Below are 12207 nucleotides of genomic sequence, written 5' to 3'. Positions count from 1 at the left end.
GCACGCTAACTTGCTCTCCTTTTGTGGACACCATACCTAATTTACCACGGTTTGAGCCTTAACTGAACCGTATTGGAATATGTATCCGGGGTAAAGTTCGCAGACAATGAAAATTGCACAAAAGCTCGATCGCCAATTATCTCTTTAACAAAAACATGACAATACTTTACGTCAACCCGCAAACAGGCAGCGATTCCGCAGTCGGCAGCCAATCTGCTCCCTTCAAAACTATAGCCCGCGCGAGCGCCCGCGCTGCATCGGGAACTACGATTCAGTTATCACCGGCAACTTACAGCGCTGCTAGTGGCGAACAATTCCCCTTGCAAATTCCTTCGGGAGTAAAAGTTATTGGCAATGAAACTAACAAAGGTAGAGGCATTCTGATTCAAGGCAGCGGCAAATTTGTCAGTCCCACCGCTGCAGGCCAAAATATCACGATACTGCTAGCAACTAATTCAGAATTGCGCGGAATAACTGTTACTAATCTCGATAGTCGCGGCACGGGAGTCTGGATTGAGTCAACTTCTCCGACTGTGGCTAACTGCACTTTCACACTTTGTAAGGGCGAAGGCATTTTTGCCACGGGAACTGCTAATCCTGCGATTCTAGACAACATATTTGTGGAAAACTCAGCCGCTGGGGTGATTGTGGCGGGAACTGCTAAAGGAGCAATACGGCGCAATATTTTTCAAAAGACGGGTTTCGGCATTTCCCTGCAAGCTCAGTCGGCTCCTTTGATTGTTGATAACCAAATTTTGGAAAATCGCTCCGGTATCGTTTTAGCGGGGGAATGTCAGCCGATTTTGCGTAAGAATCGCATTGAAAAAAATACCGAAGACGGTTTGACTGCGGGGGGGAAGTCGCTGCCAGATATTGGTACTGCTCAAGATTTGGGCGGCAATATTTTTCAGAATAACGGTGAATTAGACTTGCAAAACGCGACTGGGGTTAAGATTTCTGCGGTGGGAAATCAGCTCAATTCTTCGCGGGTGAAAGGTTTATTTGATTTGGGCAATGTGACGCCAACTCAGACTCCTGGCAAGCTACAGTTTAGCGACATCAGCACGCATTGGGCCAAGGATTTTATCGATCGTTTGGCAAAGATGAATATTGTTAGCGGGTTTCCCAACGGCACTTTTCAACCTTACGAGATTGTAACTAGAGCTCAGTATGCGGCTATGCTGGCGAAGGCGTTTGAATTGGTGCCGCGCCGTGAGGCGACGGTTTTTAAGGATGTGGCGGCGGATTTTTGGGCCAAGGGAGCGATCGACCAAGCTAATCGAGCTGGCTTTTTGGCTGGATATCCAGACAGCACGTTTCGCCCGGAGCAGAATTTGACTAGAGTTCAGGCGATCGTTTCTTTGGTAAACGGCTTGCAGTTGGCGGGCGGCAACCCCAATTCTTTGAGCGTTTATGTCGATCGAGCTCAGATTCCCAGTTTTGCCACCGACGAGATAGCAACCGCCACAGAGCGCAAAATCGTGGTCAACTATCCCGCGCGCGAAAAGCTTTCCCCCGCCCACGACATCACCCGTGGCGAGGTATCCGCCCTCATCTACCAAACTCTGGTAGCCACAAAGCGGGCCGATCCTATTAACTCTCCTTACATCGTCTAAGGGAATTGGGAGACAAGGGAGAGGATAACTTGGGGTACAAAGAACCAACCCATCTCCCCTCGCCCTTGTCTCCAATTGCCTCACTCTCACCCACTTTCACGCACTCTCACCCACTCCCACTCTCCCAAGTCTTGATTTTCGAGTACCCGAATCGTTTTATGATTAAACATTAAGAAATTAAGCAATCCTTAAGGTTCCACTGTCAGATTATGGCTAAAATTCAATTTTCTCGGGGTATAGACGAAGATGCTGTGCCCGAAGTGCGCCTAACCCGTTCTAAAACGGGAGCTCAAGGCACTGCCACGTTTATCTTTGAAAATCCCAAAGCTCTCAGCAGCACCAGTACCGAAGACATTACTGGAATGTACATGATCGACGAAGAAGGCGAACTCCTCACTCGCGAGGTTAAGGCTAAGTTTATCAACGGTCAGCCTGCGGGTTTGGAAGCTCTTTATCTAATGAGAAGTCCTGAAGAATGGGATCGATTTATGCGTTTTATGGAACGCTACTCGGAAGCAAACGGCTTAGGATTTAGCAAGGCATAATTGATGGGGAATAGGGCATAGGGCATGGGGTATGGGGCATTGGTTATTGGTTATTAGTTATTTGATAATGAATAACTAACAACGAACAAATCACAACTAACTAATGACTTCTTCCCTCTTCCCTTTTCCTGATTTCCTCTTCCTTCTTGCTTCTTTCTTTTTCCTTCAACATCTGTTATATGACGCAAATTCCTCACCCGGACTTATCTAAAATAACCGTAAACTGCGCTATCATTACTGTTAGCGACACGCGCTCGGCCGAAACAGACAATAGCGGCTTGTTAACTAAGAAGCTGCTAAAAGATGCGGGTCACTCTGTGGTAGCTTACACTGTTGTTAAAGATGATGCGGCCAAAATTGTATTGCAAATGCAGGCTTTTTCCCAGCGTGAAGATGTGGATGCAATCATTTTTAACGGCGGCACGGGCATCGCTCCCCGAGATACGACTTATGATGTGATGGAGAGTTTGCTAGACAGGATTTTACCAGGATTTGGTGAGATATTTCGGTTTTTGAGCTATCAAGAAATTGGTTCGAGGGCGATCGCCTCTCGCGCAGTTGCAGGGGTGTATCAAGGCAAGTTAGTCTTTTCTCTTCCGGGTTCTAGCAATGGTGTGAAACTAGCTGTGGAAAAGCTAATTTTACCTGAATTAGTTCACTTGGTGACGCAGTTGCGGGGAGGGTGACAGCGAAAGTTCGGTTAAGTGACTGACAATCAAGAAATTTGGTTACAAGTCGCCCGAGGCATCCGTGGATAGAGAAAAAAGCTCGCTCATCATCATCGCCAGCCCCCGGGTTTAGCAGTGAGCTCGCTTTCTTCCATCTAAAATCTAAAATCTAAAATCGACTGAGTGCATTCACCGCAAGAAACGGGTGGCTTTGAGCCTGCTCTATAGCTAAAGTAAGGAAACATCAAAATTCCCTTGATTTAGACTAGATGATTGCGATGCAGAATGCGAGTGTCTATGCTAGCGAAGATTATCACCGGATTGCTCGGGCGATCGCCTTTATGCGACAACACCACCTAAACCAGCCCAATCTGGCAACTGTGGCCCAGCACATAGGACTTAGTGAATATCATTTTCAACGGCTATTCACTCAATGGGCCGGCATTAGCCCCAAGCGGTTTTTGCAATATCTGACAGTTGAATATGCCAAGTCAAAAATCACTCAGACTAAAAGCCTTCTAGACCTAACATTGGACGTGAGACTATCGAGTCCCGGACGATTACACGATTTATTTGTGAACTTGGAAGCAATGTCACCAGGGGAGTTCAAAGCAGGCGGAGCAGGTTTACAAATTCGTTATGGCATTCATGATACCCCCTTTGGCACATCTTTAATCGCGACAACTACCCGTGGTATTTGTAATCTTTATTTCTTGGAGACAACAGACGAACAAACCGCCGCACAAAGACTGCGATTGGAATGGAAAAACGCTGAAATCATTCGTGATGAGCAAGCCACTCAATCATTGCGCGACCTGATTTTCAATTCAGAAACTCTCAGCGAGCAAAAACCACTAACGCTCTTGGTAAAAGGCACTAACTTTCAGATTCAAGTTTGGCGAGCACTTTTGCAATTGCCCTTTGGTGCGATCGCCACTTATCAGAGTATAGCTCAAATGGTAGCTCGCCCAACTGCTGCTAGAGCTGTAGGAAATGCGATCGGTAACAATCCTATCGGCTATCTAATTCCGTGTCACCGAGTCATTCGAGAATCTGGAGAACTCGGTGGCTATGGCTGGGGAGTAGAGCGTAAAACAGTCATGTTAGGTTGGGAAGCTAGCCGTACAATCTGCGATCGATCCCGATAGCATTAGTATTTTTGCTACTGGCCTTGGCAATCGATCGCAGATAAATTTCAGGGTGCAAGGTCGATCGAGGACTTCGGAGTATGTCAAAATACACTAGAAATATTGTGTATCGCCTGTTTTTCAATGACGCTGCCTACCGGATCTCGTTCTCCTGCTTTGTTCCAAACGCTTTCGCTGGTAGCTGACCCGATCGCATTTTTCGATCGCTACTCTGCCAAATACGGCGATACATTTACCGCCCGCGTGTTGGGGCCCTCTTCGCCCCCCGTGGTGTTTCTGGGCAGTCCAGAAGCGATTCAGGCGGTGTTTACGACGTTAGCCGATGCCTTTGAGTTTGGCAAAGTGACCAACGTATTTCGCCCGCTGGTGGGAAATGAATCCCTAATTATGAATGAAGGGCCGCGGCATCTGCGACAGCGACAGCTATTAATGCCCGCGCTGCATCGGGAACAGTTGCACAGTCAAGGGCATTTGATTGTTGATTTGACGAAAAAGCAGACGATCGACTGGAAAGCCCCAGATGCGATCGCAGTCCGCGAAGAAATGTCAGAAATTTCGCTGCAAGTAATCTTGCAAGTCGTGTTTGGATTAGTGCCGGGAGAGCGCTACGAACGCCTGAAACGATTGCTCAGCAGGCTTTTAGAGGCGATTACCTCTGAGCTGTACTCCCTACAATTTTTCTTTGAACCGTTGCAGCAAAATTTGGGTTCTTGGAGTCCGTGGGGGCAGTTTTTGGAGCAGATGGCGCAGATTGACTCGCTGATTTATGCGGAAATTGCCGAGAGGCGATCGCATTCTCTCGATTCGTCACGCACGGATATTCTGTCGGTGTTGATGATGGCCCGCGACGACACCGGCGAATCCATCGGCGATCGAGAATTGCGCGATCAGTTGATGACGCTGTTGTTATTGGGACATGAAACGACTGGATCGGCGTTGACTTGGGCGTTTTACTGGCTGCATCAGTTTCCCGAATGCCTTGCTCGGTTGCGGAAGGAATTGGATGAATTGGGCGAGAATCCCGATCCGATCGCGCTTTCGCAGTCGCCCTACTTAACAGCAGTCTGCAAGGAAGCGCTGCGGGTTTATCCAATTGCCTTAATTTCGCAGCCGCGCAAGGTGAAACGGACGATCGAACTCGAAGGCTATACATATCAACCGGGAACGATTTTAATCCCCTGTGTCTATTTGGCCCACCGTCGCCCTCAAACCTACGAAAATCCGGCCGGGTTCAATCCCGATCGCTTTTTAGATCGCAAGTTTTCCGCCTCTGAATTTTTACCATTTGGAGGCGGGAGTCGAAGCTGCATCGGGATGGCGTTATCGATGTTTGAAATGAAACTTGTTTTAGCAACGGTGCTGTCTTCCCGTGAGTTTGTATCGAATCTCGATCGGCCAATTCGTCCGGCGCGCCGGGGAATCACCTTTGTGCCGCCCGATCGATTTCGATTAACGGTTGTGCGCGATCGGCGTTAGATTCAGTGAAACGCCGTGTCAAGCAAGATATGTTATTCGATGAAAATCCCAGCAACTTTGTCTCCATTCATTGTCATGTGTGCCACAAATTCATCTCCACCATCTTCAAAACTCAGCTTCCACAAATAAATCGGAGAATTACCTTGTTTTATCTCACCAAAATAATTAATTGAGTATCCCTTTTGCAGGCGGGAAGCAAGCTGCTCGCTAACATCGTCAAACATTTTTTGTGTAATGCTCGTTTTGTAGCCTGCATCACCGACTGTAGTAAAAAGCTCGTAATTCTTCGATGCAGTAGCATCCAAGATAACCTGCAAACAATCGATGACGTTTTGAGAGGGGGCTGTCGGGTTCATGAAGATGTCCTACTTTTAGGGTTCTATCAAAATGTCTAACAAATGGCGCTGTGAATAGCTTCTACGCCTGTCTAATATCAAATCCGGTAGCATCGCAATTATTTATCAGTAGGGGGCGCGATCGCAGAAATTTTTAAATCCACAGATTAGACTATTTACACTCACGCACCGCCCCAAGGATTGAATAATATCTATGCAATTTTACCATTTATAGCAGTTTTAAATCGAATTAAATAAATACAGCTTTAGACACGGCACTGCCGTGTCCTACCCGATATCTGTACTTCACTCTAGTGAAAACCGCTATATTGCCTTAGCAACAATAGTCCGGTGTCGGACTGTATTGCAAGTTATCGTCGGCTGTGCAAAACCGGAATCAACTAAAGCTTGCTCGATATCCAACCCAAAATACTGATCCAAATAAGGCTCCGTACTCTTGAGCAAAGTCAAAATATAAGGAGGCATTTTGGCATAAACTTCCGACTGGGGATTCATATCCATAATTGTCAAATGTCCGCCAACACGTAGCAAACGCCTCGCTTCCCGGAACACTTCTCTAGTAGCTTTCTGCGGCAATTCGTGACAAACTAAACAAATAGAAACTAAATCAAAAGCAGCCGCAGGCAAACCAGTAGATTCAGCAGCAGCGTGAACCCAAGTTGGAGATTTTTGATTTAATAATTCAGATTCTCGCTGTTGGGAACGGTATTTAGCAACTGCTAAGAAATAAGGCGACAACTCCACCCCAGTCATCTTCGCTTCCGGGTAAACATCCCCAAGAGCAAAGGTACTCATTCCCACACTGCATCCCAAATCAACAATATCCTGCGGTGAAGAAGCAATCTGAGATTTGATGACTTCGTGATAGCTGGCGCGGAGTTTTGCATCGCCTTCTGCACCCGCTTCCGGCCAAATTCCCGCGTGAACTGTACGGGCGGCAACTTCTACTTCTGTAGCAGCTTCCCAGCTCATATTACCTTGTTCGTAGGCGTGAAATGAAGTTAGATAATATTTAGGGTAAACCAGATCGGGATTTTGGACGCTGAACAATTCTGCATCCCAATTCCGGGCTAAAAGTGCTTGGGCATCTTGCCGCCAATGCACGCCGATTCTTTCGGCTCTTTTAATCATCATTTCCCGCGCTTGGTGCTTGGCTAGATTAGCCAAAGGCTTGATGGAGAGTACGCCATTTACTAAGCGCGAGGCTAATCCCGGAGTTTTGTTAACTGCAACCGTCATATTTTATTTTTTTCTATTTTGCGCCCTCTATTTTAACACAGTGCGATGATTTTGAGTTGGTCAATATAATGAAACTTAACTTGGTGAGGGCGAGTGAAATGCAAATGTTTTGGGGAAAAGACTTTTTTTAATGAACCGCAGAGATCGCAGAGAACGCAGAGTTAGAGAAGAGAGAAAATATCAGAGGATTGCAAAACTGGATCTGGTCGTGTAATATTTATTTGCGCTTACCTACTTAGTGCTGGGGAATTAAGCGGGAATCTGGAATCAGATTTTCCGAAGCTGGAGTATTTGGAAGAACACTTTAAATCTGGCTATTCAGGAGTTTGTGATGAGCAAATCTATTGTGGAATTGGTTGACAATTTGCCGTCTGGTGGCGTCACTGTGATGATGCTCAAATCTCTGGATTTTGTGGTTCCGGGGGAGTGGAACAATATCACGGGTTTTGATAATACTATTCAAGCGGTGACAGGGGAAACAAAGCGCAAATTAGTGGGAAAAATTCGCGATCGCGCGATCGAGCTTTACGCCAACCCCAACGAGCCATATCAAGGCGTAGTCAGGCTTTATCAGTTAGCAGACAGCGCCGACAGTGCGTTAGGTGCAACGGCTATGGCCAGTAAAATCGGCGAAAACATCGGCTTTCTTTCGTTTCTGAACCGCCTCACTCCCAAAGCTGACACAACTCAAACGATCGACTTGTGCGTCAAAGTGGCGATCGAGCTAATTGCCTACTGCAAACTTAACAACATTTCCCTTAACAATGTGGGAAGCTTTGGTAATTATTTATCTCATTACAAAGGCGAATCTCTGATGCGGATGGCTGCATTAGTGTGTGCTGACGGTTTAATTCCCCTTGGCCCGGACTTCATTAGAGTAGCACAAAATACCATAGGCGGATTGAATCCTTCAACCTTGCAGCAAAACTCAACATTCCAAAATATCAGCAACCTAATTCCCGGCGCTAATAATGCAGCAAAATTTGGATTCGTGACAACAACTTTCGCCTCAGCCCAAGGTTGGATGAACAATTTAGTACAATCTCGCGGCTTAACTCCCGCCATAGTTTTAGGCCATCTCAAGCAATACATTGATGTTACCGATGACAAATTGGATTATGTGGCGGCGTTTTTAGACATGACTACCAATTATTACGAACATACGGGAATTCAGACGGTTGCTCGCCGATTGATCGATCGAGCTTATGCTGAAATAGCCTCTGGCAGATCCTAGAAAAGTCCTTCCCAGGTGAGGGAACAGAGCGAGGCAGAGCCTCGGGATATGCGTTCCCAGGCAGAGCCTAGGGACGAGGGAATAAACTTCGCAATGTGAGTTAAAATAAGCAGATTATGTTAGCAAACCTATTTTAATCGCATTGTGAAAAACAAATCGCTTCCTTCATCCGTAACAGTCAAGCTAGGCAAATTTGTCTGGACATCAATGTGGCAATTAATGATGTCAAAACTAGCGCCGCCCGATCGCACCGGAGCATACATTCGCCCCAGCAGCAGTTTCCGCAACTTTGTCAGCACTGCACCAGACAACCCTCACCAGCCCGCCACGGGACGGTATCGCCTCTTCGTGGGTACGGGATGCCCTTGGGCGCACCGCACTCTGGTGACGAGGGCGCTCAAAGGGCTTGAAGATGCGATATCCGTTTCTATTGTCTATCCCTCTGAAGGGGGAATGTGGGTGATGGAGTCGGAGACATTTGGCTGCAACACGATGCCGGAACTTTACCAGTTGGCTTTACCGGGCTATCAGGGGCGGTGTACAGTGCCGGTGCTGTGGGATGACTCGAAAAAGGCGATCGTCAATAACGAGAGTTCGGAAATTATTGTGATGCTAAACTCGGAGTTTAACGAGTTTGCTAGCAATCCTCAAATGGATCTTTATCCTCTGGATTTGCGAGAACAAATTGACCAGTGGAATGAGAAGATTTACCAATCGGTGAATAACGGCGTTTATCGCTGCGGTTTCGCCCAATCTCAAGCTGCTTATGACTCGGCTTGCAGTGAATTGTTTGCTGTTTTAGACGAGATCGATCGATCGCTCTTGAGGAGTCGTTACCTTTGTGGCGATCGGGTGACTTTAGCAGACGTGCGGCTTTTTACTACTCTATTCCGTTTTGATGCCGTTTACTACAGCTTATTCAAATGCAATGTGCGCCGCATTCAAGATTACGAGCATTTGGGAGCTTATCTGCGCGATTTGTACCAGTTACCGGGAGTTGCTGGCACTTGCGATTTGGAGGCTGTGAAGCGCGATTATTACGGCAATTTGTTCCCGCTGAATCCCGGCTGCATTATCCCCGCTGGGCCCGATCCGGCGAGTTTGCTCAAAGCTCACGATCGCGCAGGGCTCAGAAACCCGGTTGCTTAACAAAATCGGGCGTGAAGATGCCAGAATAATCGCAGAAACCCGGTTTCTTGGATGCTTGGGCGATCGCGCAGGGAATCAGAAACCGGGTTTAGCTCGTTCCCAGGCTCTGCGTGGTAACGCATTCCCAGAGGCTGGGAACGAGCCTTAACCCTCTAACAAACTCTCTATTCTCTCCTTTACTCAAACCTCACGATCGACAAAATATTGATGTTATTTTGAAGTGAGATTAAGCAATATTCAAAATCAAATCATGTCTGGCGATCGCCCGAGTCATCTCAAAAGGCGATCGCACTTATATACAAAAATCCAAACAAGGAATTGGCAATGTTAGGAAATGAGGGCGATCGGGAAGCACAGCAACGCATTGAACGGGCACGGCCAGAGGGAGCAATAGAACTTGATCTTAGCAGTCTGGAACTGACGGAACTGCCAGATGCGCTCGCATCCCTCACCCAGTTGCAAGAGCTTGACCTCTCCGAAAACCAACTGACGGAATTGCCAGAGGCGATACGCTCCCTCACCCAGTTGCGACAGCTTGACCTCTACAACAACCCACTGACGGAAGTGCCAGAGGCGCTCGCATCCCTCACCCAGTTGCGATGGCTTGACCTCTCCGAAAACCAACTGACGGAACTGCCAGAGGCGATCTCATCCCTCACCCAGTTGCAACAGCTTTACCTCTACAATAACCAACTGACGGAATTGCCAGAGGCGCTCGCATCCCTCAGCCAGTTGCAACGGCTTGACCTCTCCGAAAACCAACTGACGGAATTGCCAGAGGCGCTCGCATCCCTCACCCAGTTGCAACTGCTTGATCTCCAAAACAACCAACTGACGGAACTACCAGAGGCGCTCGCATCCCTCACCCAGTTGCAAGAGCTTGACCTCTCCGGCAACCAACTGACGGAACTGCCAGGGACACTCGCCTCCCTGGCCCAGTTGCAACTGCTTGACCTCAGCCAAAACCAACTGAGGGAACTGCCAGAGGTGATCGCCTCGCTAACCGAGTTGCAAGGGCTTAACCTCTCCAAAAACCAACTGAGGGAACTGCCAGAGGCACTCGCATCCCTCACCGAGTTGCAAGGGCTTAACCTCTCCAACAACCCTCTGAATCCTGACCTCGCTGCTGCCTATGAGCAAGGCACTGGAGCCGTCTTGCAATACCTGCGGGCAAAAGCACAAGCACAAATCACCCTGAATGAAGCCAAACTGATTTTGATCGGTGAAGGCGAGGTGGGCAAGAGTTGTCTGTTGGGAGCATTGCGCGAGGATGAATGGCTTGAAAGTCGTCCCACCACTCACGGCATTGAAATTAAACGAGTTATCCTCACTCATGCCGACAGTGGCACACAAATATCACTCAATGGTTGGGATTTTGGCGGTCAACCGGTTTATAGATCGACGCACCAGTTGTTTTTCAGTGCACCAGCCGTGTATCTGGTGGTGTGGAAGCCACGGGAAGGCCCCCAGCAGGGCTTTGTCAAAGAGTGGATTACCTTGATTAAGCATCGCGCACCGGATGCCAAGGTGCTAGTAGTCGCCACCCACGGCGGCCCCGGACAGCGACAACCCGACATTGACAGACAGGAAATTCAGGATCGATTCGGTAGCGATACGGTGCTTGACTTCTTCCATATAGACAGCAAACCTGACCTTCAGAACTCCTGCACCGGGCTGGCACAATTAAAACAAAAGATTGCTAGTGTTGCCGCATCTCTTCCCGAAATGGGACGTTCTGTTCCCGCCAAGTGGCAGCGAGTGCGGGAAATCTTGCTGACAAACGACAAAGCCTATCTGCCCTACGATGATGTCCTTGCCATCTGCGCTCAACAGGGAATCGATAAAGAACAAGCAGAACTTTTCCTTCGCATTTCCCATAGGTTGGGGTATTTGATCCATTACGATTACAATTCAATACTGCGGGATATCGTCATCCTCAAACCCGACTGGCTAGCAAAGGCAATCAGCTTCGTACTCGATGATGAAACAACTCGCCGCCGCAACGGTTTAGTAGATTTTGAGCATCTGGGCGAATTATGGAGTAATCCCCCGTTTCCAGGCGAGGACGGCTACCCGAAAGAACTACATCCCATCTTTCTCAAGCTGATGGAACGCTTCGATTTGTCCTACCGGGTGGTGCTCGACCCGGCTAAACCCAGCAATACCAGCTTGATTGCTCAACTTGTACGCGATACACGCCCGGAATTGCCCAATTGGGGAGAGCAACCGGAAGCGGGAGACAGACAACAAGTGCAAATCTGCCGGATTGTGGATGATCGAGGACAACTTGCAGTAGCAGAAGGATTGTTTTACCAGTTGATTGTGCGCTTGCACAAATACTCACTGGGGCGTTGCAATTACGAAAAAAGTATCCATTGGCAACGGGGTTTGATGCTTGACAACGACTACAACGGTCGGGCTTTGCTGGAATATGTTGACACGGATGTAAAAATCACGGTGCGGGCTGCTTATCCAGAACGGTTTTTGTCTTATCTCACCGAAGAGATTAAATGGCTAGTCGAGAATTTCTGGGAAGGATTGCGATGTAATGTGATGGTTCCCTGCATTGCGCCTTGCGGTATGAATGCGCCGGGAAACGGGCTCTTTGAAGTAGAGAAACTAATTGAGAGCAAAAAGAAGAATCGTCATGAGTATCCCTGTCCCATTTCAGGCTGTGGTGAATGGCAAAACATCGATCGGGGAGCATCCCAGTTTTGCAGCCAGTATAAATACTCAAAGACTTAGCAGGCAAGTTGATGGCAGAATAGAAAGCAAA

10 protein-coding genes are annotated in these 12207 nt (G+C 47.9%); 8 read left to right on the top strand and 2 right to left on the bottom strand.

The window, feature by feature from the left end:
- The first annotated feature begins 155 nt into the window (after positions 1–155).
- The 5 genes from QUB33_RS27465 (at position 156) to QUB33_RS27445 (ending at position 5453) form a co-directional block, all read left to right on the top strand.
- On the top strand, positions 156–1616 hold the full coding sequence (locus QUB33_RS27465; RefSeq protein ID WP_333357164.1) for a DUF1565 domain-containing protein: 1461 nt from the start codon (positions 156–158) through the stop codon (positions 1614–1616).
- A gap of 209 nt (positions 1617–1825) precedes the next feature.
- A complete protein-coding gene (gene psb28, locus QUB33_RS27460) occupies positions 1826–2161 on the top strand; it encodes a photosystem II reaction center protein Psb28 (RefSeq protein WP_242716700.1) in 336 nt (111 codons plus the stop codon).
- 179 nt (positions 2162–2340) lie between these two features.
- Positions 2341–2847: a MogA/MoaB family molybdenum cofactor biosynthesis protein gene (locus QUB33_RS27455; protein WP_006632696.1), complete on the top strand. Its 507-nt coding sequence runs from the start codon at positions 2341–2343 to the stop codon at positions 2845–2847.
- A gap of 260 nt (positions 2848–3107) precedes the next feature.
- Positions 3108–3977 carry a methylated-DNA--[protein]-cysteine S-methyltransferase gene (locus tag QUB33_RS27450; protein WP_333357161.1) on the top strand — a complete coding sequence of 290 codons (870 nt, stop codon included), beginning with the start codon at positions 3108–3110 and terminating at the stop codon, positions 3975–3977.
- Between the two features lie 123 nt (positions 3978–4100).
- Positions 4101–5453, top strand: a complete 1353-nt coding sequence (locus QUB33_RS27445) for a cytochrome P450 (RefSeq protein ID WP_333357158.1) — start codon at positions 4101–4103, stop codon at positions 5451–5453.
- Between the two features lie 32 nt (positions 5454–5485).
- On the opposite strand, the gene QUB33_RS27440 is transcribed toward QUB33_RS27445, so the two are convergent.
- Entirely contained in the window at positions 5486–5809 is a 324-nt protein-coding gene (locus QUB33_RS27440) for a hypothetical protein (RefSeq protein ID WP_333167246.1), read from the bottom strand.
- 303 nt (positions 5810–6112) lie between these two features.
- Positions 6113–7048, bottom strand: coding sequence for a class I SAM-dependent methyltransferase (locus QUB33_RS27435; RefSeq protein ID WP_333357155.1), 936 nt, complete (start codon positions 7046–7048; stop codon positions 6113–6115).
- A 331-nt stretch (positions 7049–7379) separates the two neighbouring features.
- On the opposite strand from QUB33_RS27435, the gene QUB33_RS27430 reads away from it, so the two are divergent.
- The 3 genes from QUB33_RS27430 to QUB33_RS27420 all read left to right on the top strand — a co-directional run bounded on the left by QUB33_RS27430 (position 7380) and on the right by QUB33_RS27420 (position 12176).
- A complete protein-coding gene (locus QUB33_RS27430) occupies positions 7380–8282 on the top strand; it encodes a hypothetical protein (protein ID WP_333357152.1) in 903 nt (300 codons plus the stop codon).
- Positions 8283–8489: 207 nt separating this feature from the next.
- A complete protein-coding gene (locus tag QUB33_RS27425) occupies positions 8490–9431 on the top strand; it encodes a glutathione S-transferase C-terminal domain-containing protein (RefSeq protein ID WP_333357167.1) in 942 nt (313 codons plus the stop codon).
- Between the two features lie 324 nt (positions 9432–9755).
- Complete coding sequence (locus tag QUB33_RS27420; protein ID WP_333357149.1) at positions 9756–12176, top strand: leucine-rich repeat domain-containing protein; 2421 nt, start codon at positions 9756–9758, stop codon at positions 12174–12176.
- Positions 12177–12207: the final 31 nt, after the last annotated feature.

The organism is Microcoleus sp. B3-A4 (assembly GCF_036705385.1).
In the GTDB taxonomy this organism is placed as follows: domain Bacteria; phylum Cyanobacteriota; class Cyanobacteriia; order Cyanobacteriales; family Microcoleaceae; genus Microcoleus.
The sequence above is the reverse complement of the archived record's forward strand: the minus strand, read 5'-3'. Positions and strand labels throughout refer to the sequence as shown.

Coding starts and splice junctions, on each gene's coding strand:
- QUB33_RS27420 (WP_333357149.1), top strand. CDS start 9,756: ATGTTAGGAAATGAGGGCGATCGGGAAGCACAGCAACGCATTGAACGG.
- QUB33_RS27450 (WP_333357161.1), top strand. CDS start 3,108: ATGCAGAATGCGAGTGTCTATGCTAGCGAAGATTATCACCGGATTGCT.
- QUB33_RS27455 (WP_006632696.1), top strand. CDS start 2,341: ATGACGCAAATTCCTCACCCGGACTTATCTAAAATAACCGTAAACTGC.
- QUB33_RS27435 (WP_333357155.1), bottom strand. CDS start 7,048: ATGACGGTTGCAGTTAACAAAACTCCGGGATTAGCCTCGCGCTTAGTA.
- QUB33_RS27425 (WP_333357167.1), top strand. CDS start 8,490: ATGTGGCAATTAATGATGTCAAAACTAGCGCCGCCCGATCGCACCGGA.
- QUB33_RS27445 (WP_333357158.1), top strand. CDS start 4,101: ATGACGCTGCCTACCGGATCTCGTTCTCCTGCTTTGTTCCAAACGCTT.
- psb28 (WP_242716700.1), top strand. CDS start 1,826: ATGGCTAAAATTCAATTTTCTCGGGGTATAGACGAAGATGCTGTGCCC.
- QUB33_RS27465 (WP_333357164.1), top strand. CDS start 156: ATGACAATACTTTACGTCAACCCGCAAACAGGCAGCGATTCCGCAGTC.
- QUB33_RS27440 (WP_333167246.1), bottom strand. CDS start 5,809: ATGAACCCGACAGCCCCCTCTCAAAACGTCATCGATTGTTTGCAGGTT.
- QUB33_RS27430 (WP_333357152.1), top strand. CDS start 7,380: ATGAGCAAATCTATTGTGGAATTGGTTGACAATTTGCCGTCTGGTGGC.